We start from the raw sequence: 19,133 nt of genomic DNA, 5'->3' as shown, positions 1-19,133 counted from the left end.
TTTTTAATATTTTTTTTTTTTTTTTTAAAAATTTTTTTAAAAATTTTTTTTTTAATATTTTAATTTTTTTTTTATTTTTGTTTTTTTTTGTGGGGGGGGGGGGGTGGGGGGGGGGGGGGGTTGGGGGGGAGCGGAAGAATTAATATTTTCCCTCTTCCCTCTTCCCCCTAACCCCTAACCCCTAACCCCTAACCCCTAATCCCTAACCCCTAGCCCCTCTTTCGATCTCAGACCGAGCTGCTCTCCACCAGTTGATTTTCCTGACGCAGATAAGCTTCCATAAAGGAGTCGAGTTCCCCGTTCATGATATCTACGATCGCAGTAGTTTCCACGTCAGTACGCAGATCCTTCACCAGTTGGTAGGGATGGAAGACATAGTTGCGGATCTGGTTGCCCCAGGCTGCTTCTACTATGTCACCCCGAATTTGAGCGATTTCTTTGGCTTTTTGCTCTTGGGCGATCACCAGTAGCTTTGCCTTTAGTCGAGCAAGCGCTTTCTCCTTGTTTTGCAGCTGGGAGCGCTCCTCGGTACAGCGCACGGCAATGCCGGTGGGAATGTGCTTGATCTGTACGGCTGTTTCCACCTTGTTGACATTTTGACCGCCTTTGCCACCAGAACGAGAAGTGGTAATTTCCAAATCCTTTTCTGGAATCTCCAGCTGAATGCTGTTATCCAAAATTGGCATAACTTCTACCCCTGCAAAACTGGTTTGCCGTTTGCCGTTGGCGTTGAAGGGGGAAATTCGCACCAAGCGGTGGGTTCCTTTTTCAGCTTTTAGATAACCGTAGGCGTAGCGACCGTCAATTTCCAAGGTGGCAGATTTTAGTCCAGCTTCATCCCCTTCGGAAATTTCGGTCAAGTGTACTTTATAACCGTGGCTTTCTCCCCAACGGGTGTACATCCGCAGCAGCATCTGGGCCCAGTCTTGGGCGTCTGTACCGCCGGCACCGGCGTTAATCGTCAGCACTGCGCCTTTGGCATCGTATTCCCCAGACAGCAACTGTTGCAATTCCCAGCGATCGAGTTCGTGGGTGAGCTTGGTAACATTGGTTTGGGCTTCTGCCAGCAGTGCCGGGTCGGTTTCCAACTCCAGCAATTCTGCGATCGCCTTAGTATCTTCCAAGCTATTTTTCCACTGCTGAAATTGCTCTAAGTGCGATTTGAGGTCGTTGAGTTCTTGAAGTGTTTGCTGGGCAGTAGTTTGGTCGTTCCAAAATTCCGGTTGCGCTGCCAACTGCTCCAGGTCTTGAATTTTTGCTTTCAGTGCAGGTACGTCAAAGATAGTCCTGGGTTTTACCCAGGCGCTGGGACAACGTTTCGACTTCGCGTTTGATGTCTACAAGTTCGATCATGGTTCTTAGCGAGATAATTCAGTGATGCAGAAGATGGCACTGTTGTCTATTTTAGACTATTGCAATATTTTAAACTGCCCCGCGATCTTGGCTACTTGTCGATAGATTTCTTCGTCTGACAGTGATGGGAAACTGGGCATTTTGAGAATATAGCAACCGCCAGGGCGGTTAGGGCACCCTAAAACGCCAGAACCAATTCACAGCAAGCATTTCAATGAGTGACTTTTGACTGAGTGACTTTTGACTTTTGCTATACCTTCGTTTTTTTAGCAACTGCATAGGGTGAGAAAAGCGAAAAGGGTGGGCATTGCCCACCCTACTGATGAAATTAATGCAACTAGGTGTTAGTCGCGGCTATTGATGGCGATCAGCAACCGCAAGATGAAGACAAACAAGTTGATGTAAGTTAAGTACATCGACAGCGCTGCTGGCAGGTACTCGTCGTCGCGGTAGGTACGGGGCAAAATAAAGAAATCTACCACAGCAGCACCGGCAAACAAGAAGACGCCAATCCCGGAAATGCCGATTTCTAACCAAGTTGGGGTATAGACGCCGAATAGTGCCAACAGGAATTGACCGAGAACGACAAGGCACAGGGCAATAATCCCCATGCTTACTGTTCTAGTCAAGGCCATTCCATCTTCTTCAGATAAGTTGGAACCTATTTGGCGACTGGCAATAAAGGCGATGCCGCAGCCAAGGGCAGCAACGCCAACGCCTTGAATGCCGACGCCGTTTGTGCCTAGCGCTACGAATACCAATCCGCTGAGGGTGTAGCCGGACAGCAGGCTGTAGGTAGCCAAAAGCGGCAGGGCAAGTTTGTTGTTGCCTTTGGCGGCAACACCTTGGGCCACAAAGAAAAGAATCAACTCGACGATAACGGCAGCGATTAAAGTTGGGAAGAATAAAGATGGGTAGTTACGGATAACTCCCAAACCGCCGTAGGTACCGATCGCAGTTAAAACCAACCCACCACCCAAAAAGGGAAGGGCGTTGGCAATTACGTTGGGGCCAACAAGCGCATTGCCTTTGGCGTCCCGAATTGCTTCGCGGAAGTTGCTTGTATAACTCATGCAGTTTCCTCACTCGCTTGGGGGATCTTTGCTTAACAAGCCAAAATTGCTTTTTAGTCTTATTTTCACTTAGATCCTAAGCCATTCGCTGAGGAGAGGGTGGTGGGAGTCGATCCGCTTATCCTTAAAAAAAGCTAAAGCCGACGTTCGGGGCGGCTGAGATTGCTTGCGTGTTTCTGCTGATTCTCCGTGCAACCTTTGTTCTGATTTCCGTGGAACAACGATGGTATCTCTTTGCTTATCTACAGACAATGAATTTAGATAGGGTCAACGCTCTAAATATCAGCCCAAGGAGAGATGACCTCAAAGAGATACATACGAGATGGCGTTTGACGGCAGAGGATTTTTTATGACAGCAACTCAGTCTGATATCAGCTCCTATGGGATGGAAAAGATGATTTCCTACCACCAAAATCCCACAGTTGCTCTGCGGAATCAACTGGTGCAGCTGCACGCTGGTTTGGTTCGCAAGGTTGCCCACCGCATCAGCCATCAGTGTGCCGAACCCTATGAAGATTTGGAACAAATTGGTTATTTTGGTTTGATTCGTGCGATCGAGCGCTTCGACCCCACGCAAGGATGTGCTTTCAGTTCCTTTGCTATTCCTTACATTCGGGGCGAAATGCTGCACTTTCTGCGCGATAAAAGTAGTATAGTCAAGGTTCCCCGCAGATGGCAAGAACTCTACAACGAAGGGGAAAAGGTACGTAAAGATCTGACGGCAAAACTCGGTAGAACACCTAAAGATAGTGAAATTGCTCAACTACTAAAAGTATCTCTTCAAGAGTGGCGTGAAAGTCAGTTGGCTGCACAAAATCGTCAACCCCTAAGTTTGGATGCTACGATTAGCCATCAAGTAGATTGTCCGGTAAGTTTGGCAGAAACTTTACCTGACTCTCGCTACCAAGCTTTCCAAAATCTAGAGGAAGAGCGGCAACAACTGCAAGGTGCAATGAGCCAGTTAGAAGAAAAAACTAGAGCAGCTATTGAGTGCGTGTTTCTACGGGAACTACCCCGGAAAGAAGCAGCTAAAAGGATTGGTGTCAGTCCAATGACGGTAACGCGACATTTGCAAAAAGGAATTGAACAATTAGTGTCTATGCTGCAACATCAGACTGCTGGTTTGGCGAGCTAAATCGTGAAAAGATGATTGGTAATGCAATACAACAGTTTTCATATAGATAAGCCAAACCACAGTAAATATTACCTTTTTCCTTGTCTTGCTTGTCTGTTTTCGACTTCAGGTGTTGAAATAACTTTAGACTGACGCAAAGAAAATCGGTTTCTATGAAAAATCGTTCTTGTCGAGGATAAATTTAGGAAGAACCGATTTTTTTTGCTTATAGCAACGAAATATCCAGCTTACCAACGAAAGAAACTCAGTCCATCATCCCCTATACTGTATACTGAATCGGTATTCTAGGTTTAGGGGAAATTGATGAACTTCCCCTACACTTACAGTATGCCCAGTAATCCTAGCGTAAGTTTGATTCGAGAAACTTTCTGAGGAGCCTAAATTCTTATGAAATTTAAATCATTGCTGATAATTTTCGTATTGTTGATTTCTGGTTGCAGTCAAATTGGGAATACAAATAAAAAGGCGATCGAACAAAGTAAACCCTCTTCTAACTCACAAGTCGAGCCAAAGTCGAGTGCTTATACAAAAGAAGCTAAATTGATTGCAGTTGGCGATATCTTGATGCACTTAGCTCTCACTCGATCGGGTTACAATCCCCAAACTAAAACCTATAATTTTGATAACTTTTTCAAAGAAGTAAAACCGATAATTTCTACAGGTGATTGGGCGATCGCTAATCTGGAGGTTCCTGTCGCAGGGCCCGAATTCGGCTACTCAGAATTTCCGATTTTTAATGCGCCCGCCGAAATAGTCGATGCTGCCAAAAAAGCTGGATTTAATGTATTGACAAATGCCAACAATCATGCTTTAGATAAAGGCGAAAAGGGCATAATTAATACGATTAAAAATATCCAGAAGCGGGGCATACCTTCAACCGGCACGGCTACTTCCCCTCAGTCAGCCTCAAAGATTTTGTTTGTCCGTAAAAACGACATTTCGATGGCGATAATGGCATACACCTATGGCACAAATGGCATCCCTATACCAAAAGGAAAAAACTATCTTATTTCACTGCTCGATGAAAAGAAAATAGTCAAAGATATCGCCAGAGCTAGAAAAGAGGGAGCTGATGTAGTGACGCTTTGCTTGCATTTTGGCAATGAGTACCAGCGTCAACCTACCCTCGCACAAAAACAATTGGTGAAGCGGTTGGTAGAAGCGGGTGCTGATATTATTCTGGGCAGTCATCCCCACGTTGTTCAACCATACCAAATTTTCAATTTGCGGCGAAAAGATGGCAAACCCAGAACGGCGGTGGCTATTTATTCAATGGGTAATTTTATTGCATATCAGGTGGGTAATTACAAAGACCTTGGCGTTATTTTTTCTGTGAACATTCGCAAACGCTTTCCGGAAAAAACCATAGAGATTAGCAACGTGGAAGCAATCCCTACTTGGACTCAGAATTATAGGTTGAATAATAAGTTGAATTTTCGGGTTGTGCCGATCGCAGCAGTAATCAAAACAAAAAAAGACCCGCTCATTCCAACTACTTATTATCCTGTTCTGCAAAAGCAACTCGTGCAGATGAACAATCATCTGAAATCTTTAGGTACTCAAAATATAGCAACCGCCAAGGCGGTTAAGGCATTCTGAGTTCCTGAAACCCTTGATTCTAAAGACTTCTTCCCCTAATCCCGACGCCCGACGCCCGACGCCCTAGCTATAACTGAATTTGTAGCAGGAATTCAGTGCAAATGGCGCTCGATTAGCCACTGCTCGATCCAAGCTCGATCGCTATCACTTTCAGATTGCTTCAGATATTCGATCGCAATGCGTCCAGCCGTAGGATAAGTGACGCATTCTTGTAAAAGTAACTCCAAAATTCTTTGCAGTTGAATCTGTTCTACTTGTTTGTTGATGACGATACCGAGAGCGATCGCACCCCCAAATAAACCCAGCATCGGCGGTACAAGAGGTAACCACCATCCCTGCAAAAAAGCCAAATAAGTTACTAATAATAACCCAGCAACTGCTAAACAAATACTGAGAGCTATCGCTCTCAAACACCTAAACCGCCAGGTTAACGCTGCGCCAAGCAACGACCAAAGCAAAATCCACAACCACTCTTGCGCTTCATTCCAAACTTGGATTGAAGGTCTGCCATCCAAAACAGCACTTAAAATATGACTGGTTAAGTTAGCGTGAATCGCAACTCCCGGCGTGCGATCGGACGTGCGAAATAAACTACTACCATAAGGTGTATAGAAGAGGTCGTTGAGGCTTTCCGCAGTCGTTCCGATCAAAACAATTCGAGCTTTCATAAAATCTGGCGGGATCCGGTTATTCAGCACGTCAGAAAACGAGATTGTTTGGAAATTTTCTAACGTACCGCGATAGTTGAGCAAGATTTGATAACCGCCAGCATCAGCTCGGACATATCCGCCATCATTACTATCAAATGGTGCGAAGAAAGCTCGACCGAATTGTAACCGCCGCCGGTCTATTTGTTTTGCAGTCACTTTTTCTGCATTCAAATACATTAAAGCGAGCTGCAATCCCAAAGCCTGATGAACTTGGTTTTGGTTTTCCACCGATATCAAACCGCGACGGGTTTTGCCATCCGCATCTAATATCACATCGGCAAATCCAACTAGCCGTAACTTGTCTAAGATTGGCGGTGGATTGACGCGACTGCCGACAATTTTTTCAATTCCAATTAGATTGGGCGTAGATTTAAATATCTCCTCTAATACCTGATGACCTGGTTCTACAGGTAAATCTCGATATAAATCGAGACCGATTACTCTAGGATTGCGAGCTTTGATATTTTTAATTACTTGCGCCAAAAATAAATCGGGAATGGGCCACTTCCTAATCTTGGTAATATCGGTTTCATCAACAGTGACAATAACTATACGCGGATCGGGTGATTCTAAAGGACGCCAGCTAAAAAATGTGTCTAAAGCATTCCATTCCATCCCCTGCAACAATCCCGTCAAACGTAACAGCATAATGGTGCCGGCAGCACAAACAGCAATTATCCCAGTCCAACCAAGCCAAATTCTGTGCCTGAGACGTTCTTTCTTCACTCTCCGTCTGGCAGATGAAAGGATTTGATTAGCTTGTGCTAGAGATTCAAGGGCAACTTCTGTTTCCCGCTTACTCAATTCTTGACTGGCAGACAAATATTGATAATCTAAGTCGGTTAAACTTTTACCCAATGCCCAAGCTAACGCATCTTTGAGAGCTTGTCCGCGCAACAAACGGGATTCATCGGTTCGTTTGGAAGCAACCCAAGCTTCCAAAGACTGCGAATAAGGACGTAAGTAAGCTAATTGTTGTTCTACCCATTGGAGATTGAATACTGCTTCATAAATGCGGTTTTTTACTTTTAGGAATCCCTGGTGTCTGACAACCAATCCACTGAGGAGCAACTCTATTTGTTCGGGGCTATCATCTGTTTCAACTGGCACTCCTTGTAAAATTTTTTGGTAAATTCCCAGCATTCGGCCAGTGCGTTTGCCGTTGCGTTCGATGCGATCGCGTATGGTTCTCAGGTGTTCCGGTTCATCCTGAGATTCCCAGCGATCGATAATGTGCGACCTGACGATGCTTTCTACCCAATATGCCTCTGTTCCTGGCGGAATAGTCAGCACTCCGTTTGTAGTATTTGGGCTTAAACTCGTAGCTAATTTACATATTTTCTGACTGAGAAATGGCTGTCCTTCCGTCCAAGCTAAAATTTCTTTTAAAATTGTCTGAGCATCTCCATATTTTATTTTTAATCCCTGCGCTAATGGCAGAGCTTCCTGCAAATTAAAGCCGCGCATTTCTATCGCTTTGCCGATATTAAATGGAGTCCGACTTCTCTGCTTTATTAAATCCGATGGCGTTGCCACCCCAAAAATAGCAAAAGTAATTCGTTTGTATTCCGGGTTAATTGCTCTTTGGTTATAACAAAACCTAATTAACGCAAAAAAGTCATCTACAGGAAAATCTAAACTAAGTATACTATCAACTTCATCAAGAAATATAAATAGCCGATCGTTTGGAAAATGAATTCTGATTAATTCGTCAATAAACCAACTCAATCTCTGTAAGTAAGATACATCTTCTTGTTCTTTCCACCAAGCTTTTAAGTTAATTTTTCCTAATAATTTGAAGCCAGACCACAACTCCGCAACAAAACCCTTATACCATTGCAGTGGAGTAATACTTTCGCTGCCGATATTCGTCATATCTACAGCAGTGCATTTAAATCCCTCTCGTTCGAGACGGTGTTTTGTTCTTACTAAAAGCGACGATTTGCCCATTTGACGTGAGTTAAGGACGTAGCAAAACTCACCTTGTTTTAGGGCTTCGTAAAGTTCTACATCTGCCTGTCGCTCTACATAACTGGGGGCATCGCTGGTTAAACTTCCGCCTACTTGATATTGATAATTATTCATTAGTTTAAGATTCAGCAGTTATAATTTAATCGATCTGCTCCCACGGTTAACTACAAGGTATAGCGGGTGAATTTCGGCATCGCTGCTGAGATTTCCGATTTCTGCGAGTTCCCTTGCTTGGCTGTGGAAACACAACCAAACACAGGTACGTCTCTTCGCAGGCTTTAGTGTTCCTGCGCCTCTGGGTAGTCGGACAAGCAAACTTAGAATGTTTTTTCAACTATGAAAAGGTATAACTATTAAAGGTAAGAATGCAGTCAGTAACAAAACCCAAGACCACCAGCTTAACTGACGCGCCGACTCAGGTTCTCCTAGCAGCGCGTCAATCCTTTGTTGCAAACGATTTTTACGCACAGCCGAACTGAAGGTAGCGCATAAGCTATCCGACTCCATCGCCGGATAGCTTACTACTTGTAACAAAGATTCAGCTAACAGCAGGGGATCGACAAATTTTGCAGCCCAACTGTCAGCACGAAGTTCCCGCAATACCAATAATTCTTGCCACAAACTCTCTGTATTCGGCAACCAGGGAGCGATCGATCCCATCCACCCCAGCCAGAAAAACCCGAAGGTATCCCGATAATAGCAATGCGCTTTCTCGTGGGCCAATACTGCTTCTAGATGAGCGCGATCGAGCTTTTCCAACAATCCTTGACTGACGACTAATTCTGGCTGCCAAAAACCGATCTGGGCACAATAGGGAATGGGTGTATCCAGAAGGCGGCAAATTTTTCCTTCCATTTTGAGTTGCGGATAGCGGCGAACTTTTCTCACAGTCACCCATCCTTTGATTGCTGCCTTCAGCCACTTTAAGACAACCCAACCTAAAAAGCCGCTCGCCAGTAAGTAGCTTAACCATCCAGTGCCAATATCCACCATTTCTCCCTCTGGGCCCATACAAACCACAGAAATAGCTGTCGTCAGGAGTAACAAAGGCGGAAATAAAAATAATAACAGCACTCGCGAATAGCGATCGCTCCAATTCCCCATTGGCTCTATGCGATCCAACCTAAAAAACCATGCCAAGATCGCAACAGCCAGCATCATAAATAAGTGCATTACTTCCCCTCCTCTCTGGCAAGGCGTGCTTCAGCAATACGTTGGGCGATGGCATTTAATTGCTCTATGCTAGCAGAATCCAGGCTATCAGCGAAAGCCGCTACTACGTCAGGGTTTCCCACTGCCAGAAATTGCTGCAATCGATCGTGCGCCTTGATGACTTGAGCCTCAGAGCGAGTTAACATCGGTTGCCAAAAAAAGGTACGCCCTCTCTTCTCGTAACTCAGCCAACCTTTATTGGTGAGGCGACGCAGCACTGTCGTAACTGAGGCATAAGCTAATTCTCGGTCTGGATCTGCGAGAATGCGATCGTGTACGTCTTTGACCGTCGCTTCACCGAGTTCCCAAACAATGTTTAAGATCTCTGTTTCCAACGGGCCAAGGGAAAGTTGTTTGGGACGGTAGTTTGGTAGAGATGCCATAGTATTTTATCTTACCGCTACGTTTACTCTCTATGTGAAAGGTATTTTTATCTTTTCTGGTTCGGTCTGTGGAGCGAAGTTTTACAGTTTGTCTTTTGATTTAAGCCTGGTAATTTACTTATCATTACTCATGATATCAGCATTGAATAACTGCACTTCTACCCAGCGTACCAAAGCGCCATACATAGGAATGAGGCATTTGTCAATAGCTCGTCAATTAGGATGATAAAAACGACTTTCACCCCTTGAGAGAGCCTAAATTTTTATGGCGATCGGCCTTTTTTAATTGTGAAGAAACATAGCCAACTGTCCATCTGTCTAAATACATTAAGCGAACAGATCGTCCAAAATAAAAACCCACTACCTGCTTTGCAAGTGTGGGTTTATCAGATCGGTTTGTGCGGCGCAGTATCGGTATCCGATCCGGAGCAATTGCCACAGTGTCAATCAGCCCCGTTTAATGAAATTAAAACCGCAGTAATTCACAAATACCGACGTTTATTGACAAAAAATCGGTCTGACTCGATCGCTTGTCGATCGCCCGCTCGAACCGTAGCTCCCCAGTTTGGGTTGACGGCACATTTAGGCTATTTCGTCAAGGAAAAATTAGATGCGATCGGTTTGGGATTTGAGAGAACTTAAACTGTCACGAACGAACTGGCGGCGATCGAGGTAGGCGCGACACCATTAAGAGTTGCCAACATTTCACCAGTCGTAGTATTGGTAATCATGGTATTTTGTGCAGAACTACCAGTTACCAGGTAGAGAGACAAATTGCCAAACGTTATACCTGTAGGTAATTGCAGGGTGTCTTGACCGACAGTAAAGTCAGAGATCGTCTTCATACCCATTTTGCTTGACAGCACAAACCTGTCCATACCTGCACCGCCAGTGAGGGTATCATTGCCATCACAACCGTCGAGCAGATCGTCTCCAGCATTGCCAACCAGCACATCATTGCCAAAACCACCCAGAAGAACATCATCGCCAGCAGTACCGGTTTTCGTCGCACCCTTTTCATAGCTGACTGCCGTACCTGCGGAAGTGGGTCTTTCTTCCGACGCACCGAAGAGTAAAAAGTGTTCAAAAGCACTGCTAAACGAACCTTGTCCGATGGCATTAGCTACGTCCGGATTGTTGACTCCGTAAGCTTTGTTGCTGAACAGACGACTGGGGTCGCGTCCTTCAAACATCCCAGATTCAATAAAATGTTGCAGGGAACTGCTGTATTTGCCTTGCACAACTGCTGTGGCTACATCTGTGTTTTTAGCTTCGTAGTAGGCATAATCAAAGTTTTCCGCGATCGCATTGTAGATGGTGAAGGGGTTGCGATTTTCTGCCAAACCGAAGCGGAATAAATGTTCTATCCCGCTACTGAACAGTCCTGTTTTCACAGCTTGAGCGACATCTGGGTTGAGGAATTTATACAGCGAGTCCAACCCAGCCATTTGTCGGGCAAGTCCCCGACCCTCTATCATCCCCCGCTTGATGAAGTGGTCAAAACCGCTTTTGTACTGACCCTTAGCAATGCCCGCTGCCACATCCGGGTTGTCTGCAACGTACTTGTCAAATATGGCACTGGGGTTGCGTCCTTCGGCAAAACCTTTTTGGCTGAAGTGCGCCAAGGAACTGCTAAGAGTACCGCTGTTAACGGCAGCCGCTAAGTCAGCGTTTGATTTGAGGTAATAAACCGGGTTTAGCAGCATTTCAGCGGTGATGCTGTTTGCCGGATTTACTCTTGTAGCTAGGGAAGTGTAGGTGTAGTCGAAACGACCGGACGACAGATCGATCGGATCTCTGAGGCGGACAACTTCGTTTCCGTAAACACTATTAAGGATGCTGTTAATGTCGAGGCGCTCCAATGGATTGCCGTCTTTATCTGTCTGAGCCAAGATATAACGGGGAGTATTCTGGCGATTATCCCACGGCCAGAACAAATCATCGAGATTTTGTCCGTAGGGTAGGGGTACGCCCGGAGTGATTGGGTTATAGGTAGAGTGGAAATCAGGGCCGTTATGTCCGTCCGCCTGCCATTCCGTCCACAGACGATCGATATTGGCATGGAGCATCCAGAATACCGGATCGTAGGGCGAGGAAGAAATATTCATCGTTCCTTCCACTATATAGCCCGGATCGGCGGTCAGACCGGTACCGCCGATGAAATCGTGGATGTAGTTGTGGGTGAAGAAACGAAAGCTATCGCCGTTAGTGTAGGGGTAGTCAATTTTAATGCTACTATCCCCAAGCACTCTGGCTCTGATGTCTCCTTCCAGGGCGCTGATGAATAAACTCGGATCGTCTAGCGCCATCAAACCTTCCACATCCTCTTTGGGGATGATATTCTTCCCCCAAGGTTCGTTGTAGAGATACCTTCTCACCTCGTCACCCCGACTGGCGCTATCTTCCAGAGATGTGTGGATTCTGGGGTCGATCGAGTAGCCGTTCGCTTTAGTAAATGGCCCATCTTTGACTGGGCCGCCCACCAGCGTAACAGTTGCAGGTAAATCTGGGAACAAGTTTTGGTCAACAGTGGGCGTGTAGGTGATGTTTTCACCGACGCCATTACCGCCGAGAAAATTGGGAGAGAACAAGACATCCAGCGTTCTCGGATCGGTAAAATCCCAATAAGGTACGGTGAGGTTGGGATTTCCCGAAACTTGCTGCAACGCCTTTTCATACCGCGCCAACAGTTCCCGGTGCCAAGATGCGAAGGCGGGAGCGAAGTGCGCTGCGTTAATGCCCGCCTCAGCCAAAGGCCCTTCGCCCATATCCATGCCTTCCATTCTGGGCATCGCGGCAAAGGCCATGATCTCCACATGGAGCATCACAAACAGATCCAGAACGCTAAGGTCTGTGCCTGCTACTGGTGTGTTGCTCAAGCTCACAACGGCGCTGGTGTAAGCGTTTTTCTCGTCTTGAGTGAGGTCTAGAACGCTTTTCCGTTCTTTTTTATTAGGCGTACTCAGTGCAGCGATCAGTTCGTCGTATTGCCGAAATCCCTCTCCATCTGCCTGCGCCACTGGGCTTGAGCTGGATGTCTGAATTTGCATTGTTTCTTCGGACATATTCGACATAGAGTCTCCCATGTCCATCGTCATATCCATCGGATCTGTTTGGTTTAGGTTTTCTTCCATGATATTCGGCTTTTCCTTTGTAAATTTACGGCAAAAGTCTTCACCTTCAACTGTGCGAATTACAACAGTTGTATAGGTTTTTATAGGGGTCGATTAACAGGTTCTGAATTAATTTATTTTTGGTTTTGTTATCCTACCACCACCCAGTTCCGACAAACATAAAAACAATATGAGTGATTTTTTTGCGTGGTACAACTATAACATTACCCTTTTCACACAGAAACCTTAACCCTTGATTTGAGGTGATTACCTTTACTTTAGTTGGATGTTTGTTTTTTCCTTCCAGGGTTGACTTGAACAAAAGAAGGCAATAACTATTGCAGTTTATCAAAACCTGAATAAAAATCAAGCCAGTCCTTAGACAAGCTTAATAAAAGCTACTTTTCCTACTTTTCCTACTTTTCCTACTTTTTTATGTTCAATAATCTTACCCCCGACACATCAATCGGGGAGTGCTGCCGCTAATTTAGAATTCCCACTCGTAGGAAATCTCGGATTTTGTGACAAATCTTCAAATTTCACCGAAAAGTTATCCCTGCAACTCGATCGCCCGCACACAATCACCTGTTCCCAAAAGCAGAGGCTGCCAGCACAAACAAAGGAACCGCCTAATTTTCGACGCTGCAAGTGTAAGTTTTCCACTTTTCGCCTATGGATAGGAATTGTTCTTAACAGGCACTTCTTAAACATTCTTCATTGAACTTATATTTAAGCGGAGCGATCGCAGAACTTGCCATTATACCCAGTTTACTAGACTGCTACATAAATTAACTCATTAGTAAAACTTATTATGATAACGGCTCCAATCAAAAATATAAATTATTGTATCCTACTTTTACTACAAATTCGCTGCTAATAAACATAAACGACCTGTTGTATGCTGGTTTCATACACAAAAATACCACATAAAAATATATGACTAGCTAATACTACTAAAAATTAAAATCTGCAAAAAAGCCCATACTAAAAAAGTGTGAATACCGGGCAGCGATAATAATTAACAACAAAAAACCAGTAACATTAATATCAATATCTACCAGAGCGGGGCTTTAGAAATGACAGCAGAGCAAGATTACCATATGTCTCCAGAAGAATTTCGTCAATGGGGATATAAAACGATCGACTGGATAGTTAAATACTGGGAAAACATCGAGAACCTGCCCGTTCTTTCTCAAGTGGAACCGGGAGATATAAGAGCGAAATTACCAGAAAATGCACCGCAAACAGGAGAATCGTTCGAGGAAATTTTGCAAGACCTCGATCGCATTATCGTGCCGGGATTGACAAATTGGCAATCGCCCAACTTCTTCGCCTTCTTCCCAGGTGCCATTTCTGGGCCCGCAATTCTAGGAGATCTAATCAGTGGCGGAGTGGCAATCCAAGGAATGTTGTGGATCACTTCACCTGCCTGCACTGAATTAGAAACCCACGTACTAGACTGGCTGGTGGATATGCTGGAGCTACCGCAACAGTTTAAATCCGCCGGCACTGGCGGAGGAGTAATTCACGATACAGCCAGCAGCGCTTGTTTGGCAGCCTTGGTAGCAGCGAGAGAACAAGCCAACGCAGATATTAACAAATTGGTAGCCTACATTTCCACTCAGGCGCACTCATCAATTGAAAAAGGCATCAAAATTGCCGGCTTGCGCCGAGAAAATGTCCGCTTCATCGAAGTCGATCGCAACTATGCCATGAAACCGGATGTGCTGGAACAGTGCATCGAAGCAGATCTCAAAGCTGGATTAATCCCCTGCTATTTGGCAGCTACCGTCGGGACAACATCATCGAACGCGATCGATCCTCTGCCGGCATTGGGAGCGATCGCCCAAAAATACAATATCTGGCTTCACGTTGACGCGGCAATGTGCGGTACAGCCGCTTTATGTCCCGAATTCCGGTGGATTCATCAAGGTATGGAGTTTGCCGATAGCTATTGCTTTAACCCCCATAAGTGGATGTTGACTAACTTTGACTGCACCTGCTTCTGGGTAAAGGATAGAACAAAGCTGACTCAGGCACTCTCGATCGTACCCGAATACCTGAAAAATCAAGCCACCGAATCCGGTAAAGTCATCGACTATCGAGATTGGCAAATTCCTCTCGGACGCCGTTTTAGAAGTCTCAAACTTTGGTTTGCGATTCGACATTACGGCGTTGAAGGTTTGCAATACTACGTCCGCAAGCACGTCGCGTTGGCACAAGAATTTGCCGAATGGGTAAAATCTCACCCTAGTTTTGAGCTAGTTGTGAATCCCCCCCTCAACTTAGTATGTTTTCGCTATAAAGGCGACGACAAGGCAAACCAAACAATCCTCGATACGATCAATTCTTCTGGAAAAGTCTACTTCACCGGCACCAAGCTCGACGGGAAATTAATTTTAAGAATGGCGATCGCACAAGCCAAAACAGATAAAGCTAACGTTGAGCTAGCTTGGCAATTAATTTGCGAAGTAGCCGAGTCGTTAGCAGTCACAGTTTAATTTGTTCAATCTCCAGTAAATTACCTACAAGAAGGAAACTTTCAGAATATGACTGATAACTTTTATTTGTTGGCACCAGAAAAGCTGTCAGCCAGCTACAAATTAAGCGAGTCGTTCTTATATAAAGTCAGCGATTTTCTCGGCATCATTGCTCAACCTTCTCCATCAAAAACCCACATTCAACAGGCGATCGATGCTTTACTGATAAACTTAAGAACCGAAGACATTCGCCCTAGCGGTACGCCAGATGAGCAAGTTTGCGACGATTACTTCCGTATCAAGCGCCTTCATTCCGAAGATGACGCGCAGTGCCAAATTCTGCTTGCCAGTATTTTGATATCGAAAAAGGCTTTTCAGGAAGCAACTGCTTCTTTAGACCTTCTCCTATCTGACGGCAACGAATATTGGCTGACTACTCACTGGTCTTTCATTTCGTTAATTCAAGGTTTAATTATCTGCTTCTTGCGCTTTGAATCTCATCTTTTAGCCAACAACTTAAAAGCAGCTGCAATTGAACTAGAAACAGCCTCAACCTTGATGCTAAGTTCCGGTGCGGCGATGGAGATGGCTGGAAGGATTGGCGGTGAAGTTTTCCGATCTCAGGTGCGTCCGAAAATGGGTCAAGAACTCAGCGGGATTATGATGCTCGACCACAATTTTTTAATCACAATATGGAAGAGACTTCATCCTTACTTTGGCTCTTTACCAGACCAGCTAAAACATCAGCACGAAGAGTTTATCTCCAGCTACAAGGTGCTGGCAACTTCCCATAAAGCAGTTTGCGATCGCTTTGGCGGAAGCGAACATGGTAGCCTGCTATTGCCCAAACTCAAAGCCACCGAAACGCTGACTAGGTTTGAAATCAATCGCCTGCGTATGTTACAGGCAAAAAGCGACATCAAGATGCCGGAAGATTTGTTACCGTTGGACGACAAGCAATATGTCGAACTCGGCTTTAAAACCCTGGTAGACTTACTGATGAGAGGCTTCGGTTTGCAGGATTCTGGCTTATCTTCCACATCCACAGCAGAACTATCGATCGCCGATCCAGTGCGATCGTCCTTGTAAGCAAAATACTTAGGCTGTCTCGTTTTTGTGGTGGTAATAGAAACTTATTTAATCGTAGGATGGGTTAGGCACAGGCGATAATTTCAGCACTCTCGATCGATAATTATTCCCGTGCCATAACCCACCGATCGCACTCACCCCATAAAACAAGCGATCGCGATAATTTTAAATAAATAAATTCGGCGATACTTTAAACATTTCTCCCAAGATTTTAGCTTGGTCTTGACTAATAGCTCTCTCCCCATTCATAAGCTCTAATACTACGTTACTGGAGCCAATAACCCCAACTAAATCTGCTAGTCAGAGAATATAGAGTTAAACTGGAGACGGTGTTTCGATCGCCGCATTAAGTAGCTGCATAGCATCTTTCTTAAGATTTTCAGCCGTTCCAAATGTGGTGAGGGAATGCGGACAAACCAAAACAAAAAATAGCCGATCTCCCAAAGTAGCAATTGCCACCATCGCTTTCTTTTCCATACCCGTTATCGTCGCAGGGCCATAGATTGCTTGCAGCTCTAGATCGCCGAACTTTTGAGGCAAGCTTAAGCGCCCCAAATTAGCCACCAGCAGATCGCAGCCATACTCTTCTAACATTCCTTCCAGCACTTGACTGGGACTGGGATTTTCAGACATCCATACTTCAACTTGAGGTATTCCCCGAAAGATTGTCTCAGATGCCATTCCCCGATTTAGTTGCTGTTTCAAAGACCTCGCAACGTCCCACAGCCGCCCATCGGCGGTTAATGTGTGGGAAGTCAGTTCTGCGGAAACGTACAGACCGACATCTTCTCCAACTGGAGGTATTAGGTATCGCCGAATGTTAATGGCTGAAAAACATTTGAGAATTTGGGGTTGTTCGGAACTGTTTTGACGTATGAGTGCTAGCAGGAAAGCAGCACAAATAGCACCATGAACAGTTGTTTGCTCATGGCGACAACGGGAAATAAGTAGGGTCGTTGTTTCTTTTGAAAGCGAACCGGAGTATAAGCAATCACGGAAATCAGAATTTTGAGTGTTGAGTTGTGAGCGTTGAGTTAATTCTGCTTGGTTCCTAATGCGGGTATTGGTCGGTTGTAAAGGAAGAGGATTTTCGTCAGTTTTGCGTGGAACCAAGTCTTCCAGTGAAGGAGGTAATGGCAAAGAATTTGTGTTAGCTTCAGGTATGGCGATCGCCTGTAAAATATCTCGAATCAAGTAGGCGGCGGACATCCCATCTGATATGGGGTGATAGCAAGTTAAAATCAATTCCGAGACATCCGTTGAGTGCAGCAATACTACGCGCACTAAAGGAGCTTCCCAAAACACAAAGGGTATGGAGAGTTCTCGTTCGACTTCTCGTTGCCAATGTTGCTCTCCCTGTCGCTGCACAACTCGAACTGGAATACTGGTATCTGCTTCTACAAAACAGGGTTGTCCTGCTTCATCAAGGGCAATACGCACTCGCAGTAATGGATGTCTCTGTTGCACCAGTGCAAGTGCCTGCTTCAATTGCTCAATGCTAAATTTTCCTTTGATTTGTGCTGTCATTGCAAAGTGCATTGGGTGAGCTATGTCGCCTAACCAAAGCATCTGTTCTTCCGCTCCGAGAAGCCGATACACAGAATTACGATCTCCTTGGATAAGTTCCATATTTTTAGCCTCCGCACCGATCGAAAAGCCTTTGAATTGTATAAAAATATTATATCAAATCCGGGTGATTTACCCCCTTTATATTTTTCCTCTTCTCTCCCCTGCTCAGAAAGCGCTTCATTATCACGGGGGTCGTTAACCCGGATTTAGTATTAGCCCTCTTTTTTGCAGATTTTAGGACTCAGCGATACTCATAGGTATTGAAGAATAGTTTGTAGTTCACAGTTTGTTTAACAAGTCTCGAACTGCAAACTACAAACCATCATCAAAATTCAATATCAAAGAGTAGCTAGCTGTTAGCCGATCGGAATTAATTCCATCGCGCTAACGGGAGTTCCTGCATTGATAATCCGTACTAATTCAAAACCTCCTTTGCCGAAGAGTTCCCTAAATTCCGACTCGGTGCGTGCGCCACCCTTGCCAATAGATAGCACATCTAAATCTAACCATTTGACCCAGTGATATTCATCTCCTGTGGGTGCGATCGAATCAATTACCAGTAACTTAGCGTTGTCAGCCATTCCCTGGCGAATGCTACTCAGGAGCGCGATCGCACTCTCATCGTTGCAATCGATAATACTGTAAGAAATTGTGTAGAGATCTGCACCTTTAGGTATAGATTTAAACATATCTCCACCTACTCGCTCGCAGCGATCGGCTACTCCCTGTTCTGCGAGGAAATCTGCGGCTTGATCCACAGCTTGCGGTAAATCGAACAAAACACCCTGCAAGTGGGGATTGGCTTTGAGAATTTCTGAAATCAAAGCTCCTTGACCGCCAGCTAAATCTACTACCTTACTGTACCCAGAAAAGTCATAAGCTTTCACTAATGGGATGTGGAAGTTCCGCGTCAGACCGACCATTGCTAGATTGAACAGTTCTCCCGCTTCCGCATCGCGATCGAAGTATTCATACAAAGTGTTAATCTGATAAGCGTGGGTTACCGCAGGTTGGCCATCTTTAATAGAATTAATCAATTCTTTAGTGAATTGCAAATGCCACTGAGCGCAGTGCATCATCAACTGATGGCGTAGAGATTGGGGATTGTCGGTGCGGAGATATTCCGCCATCGGGGTGAGTGCAAAGCGATGGGGTTCAACTTCCGCAAACACACCAACACTAGCCAAAGTGCGAAGCAATCGGTACAGCGAGGGAGCGTGTGTTTGCGAAGCTTGCGCGATTTCATCAACGCTCTTAGCTTCATAGCTCATCACATCAGCAATACCCAACTTAGCAGCAGCATTGAGTGCATGGTTAACCCAGTATCTACTATTAAGTTCCAAAAAAGCAATTAGGGGTGATTTACTGCGCGGATCTAGAATTGTTGTCATTTTTATTACTGTTAAATTTGCAAAGGAACCAGTAAGCAAGTAACAAAAGCAGCCA

Annotated in this window: 14 protein-coding genes; 5 read left to right on the top strand and 9 right to left on the bottom strand. The window is 45.0% G+C overall.

Annotated features, from left to right (window positions below; translation table 11 throughout):
- Positions 1–227: 227 nt before the first annotated feature.
- A protein-coding gene (prfB, locus tag ACE1CD_RS08555; RefSeq protein ID WP_374798461.1) for a peptide chain release factor 2 occupies positions 228–1,353 on the bottom strand; the annotation gives its coding sequence in 2 pieces (ribosomal slippage) (positions 228–1,277 and positions 1,279–1,353; 1,125 coding nt in all).
- 344 nt (positions 1,354–1,697) lie between these two features.
- Positions 1,698–2,426, bottom strand: coding sequence for a Bax inhibitor-1 family protein (locus ACE1CD_RS08550; protein ID WP_374798459.1), 729 nt, complete (start codon positions 2,424–2,426; stop codon positions 1,698–1,700).
- 349 nt (positions 2,427–2,775) lie between these two features.
- On the opposite strand from ACE1CD_RS08550, the gene ACE1CD_RS08545 reads away from it, so the two are divergent.
- Positions 2,776–3,561, top strand: a complete 786-nt coding sequence (locus tag ACE1CD_RS08545; protein WP_374798457.1) for an RNA polymerase sigma factor SigF — start codon at positions 2,776–2,778, stop codon at positions 3,559–3,561.
- 387 nt (positions 3,562–3,948) lie between these two features.
- Positions 3,949–5,160, top strand: coding sequence for a CapA family protein (locus ACE1CD_RS08540; RefSeq protein WP_374823167.1), 1,212 nt, complete (start codon positions 3,949–3,951; stop codon positions 5,158–5,160).
- A 92-nt stretch (positions 5,161–5,252) separates the two neighbouring features.
- Here the strand turns inward: ACE1CD_RS08540 and ACE1CD_RS08535 are convergent, their stop codons facing one another.
- From ACE1CD_RS08535 to ACE1CD_RS08525, 3 genes are all read right to left on the bottom strand, one after another.
- Positions 5,253–7,955 carry a CHASE2 domain-containing protein gene (locus tag ACE1CD_RS08535; RefSeq protein WP_374823164.1) on the bottom strand — a complete coding sequence of 901 codons (2,703 nt, stop codon included), beginning with the start codon at positions 7,953–7,955 and terminating at the stop codon, positions 5,253–5,255.
- Between the two features lie 216 nt (positions 7,956–8,171).
- Entirely contained in the window at positions 8,172–9,014 is an 843-nt protein-coding gene (locus ACE1CD_RS08530; RefSeq protein WP_374798451.1) for a M56 family metallopeptidase, read from the bottom strand.
- Entirely contained in the window at positions 9,014–9,436 is a 423-nt protein-coding gene (locus tag ACE1CD_RS08525; RefSeq protein ID WP_374798449.1) for a BlaI/MecI/CopY family transcriptional regulator, read from the bottom strand. The genes ACE1CD_RS08530 and ACE1CD_RS08525 overlap by 1 nt, the downstream gene beginning before the upstream one ends.
- A gap of 288 nt (positions 9,437–9,724) precedes the next feature.
- On the opposite strand from ACE1CD_RS08525, the gene ACE1CD_RS08520 reads away from it, so the two are divergent.
- Positions 9,725–10,078: a hypothetical protein gene (locus tag ACE1CD_RS08520; RefSeq protein WP_374798447.1), complete on the top strand. Its 354-nt coding sequence runs from the start codon at positions 9,725–9,727 to the stop codon at positions 10,076–10,078.
- Here the strand turns inward: ACE1CD_RS08520 and ACE1CD_RS08515 are convergent.
- Positions 10,075–12,570 (bottom strand): tyrosinase family protein, encoded by a 2,496-nt coding sequence (locus tag ACE1CD_RS08515; RefSeq protein WP_374823161.1) that lies wholly within the window; start codon positions 12,568–12,570, stop codon positions 10,075–10,077. The genes ACE1CD_RS08520 and ACE1CD_RS08515 overlap by 4 nt on opposite strands.
- A gap of 441 nt (positions 12,571–13,011) precedes the next feature.
- The gene (locus tag ACE1CD_RS08510) at positions 13,012–13,212 is read right to left on the bottom strand and encodes a hypothetical protein (RefSeq protein WP_374823158.1); all 201 of its coding nucleotides are present in this window, start codon (positions 13,210–13,212) and stop codon (positions 13,012–13,014) included.
- Between the two features lie 413 nt (positions 13,213–13,625).
- Between ACE1CD_RS08510 and ACE1CD_RS08505 the strand changes: the two genes are divergently transcribed.
- Positions 13,626–15,050, top strand: coding sequence for a pyridoxal-dependent decarboxylase (locus tag ACE1CD_RS08505; protein ID WP_374798441.1), 1,425 nt, complete (start codon positions 13,626–13,628; stop codon positions 15,048–15,050).
- 48 nt (positions 15,051–15,098) lie between these two features.
- Positions 15,099–16,118, top strand: coding sequence for a hypothetical protein (locus ACE1CD_RS08500; protein ID WP_374823155.1), 1,020 nt, complete (start codon positions 15,099–15,101; stop codon positions 16,116–16,118).
- 315 nt (positions 16,119–16,433) lie between these two features.
- Here the strand turns inward: ACE1CD_RS08500 and ACE1CD_RS08495 are convergent, their stop codons facing one another.
- Positions 16,434–17,747 (bottom strand): condensation domain-containing protein, encoded by a 1,314-nt coding sequence (locus ACE1CD_RS08495; RefSeq protein ID WP_374823152.1) that lies wholly within the window; start codon positions 17,745–17,747, stop codon positions 16,434–16,436.
- 296 nt (positions 17,748–18,043) lie between these two features.
- Positions 18,044–19,078 carry a methyltransferase gene (locus tag ACE1CD_RS08490; protein WP_374823150.1) on the bottom strand — a complete coding sequence of 345 codons (1,035 nt, stop codon included), beginning with the start codon at positions 19,076–19,078 and terminating at the stop codon, positions 18,044–18,046.
- Positions 19,079–19,133 lie beyond the last annotated feature (55 nt).

Source organism: Aerosakkonema sp. BLCC-F183 (genome assembly GCF_041929145.1).
Classification (GTDB): Bacteria; Cyanobacteriota; Cyanobacteriia; order Cyanobacteriales; family Aerosakkonemataceae; genus Aerosakkonema.
Note: the sequence above shows the minus strand (reverse complement) of the source record. Positions and strands in the feature narration are given on the sequence as shown.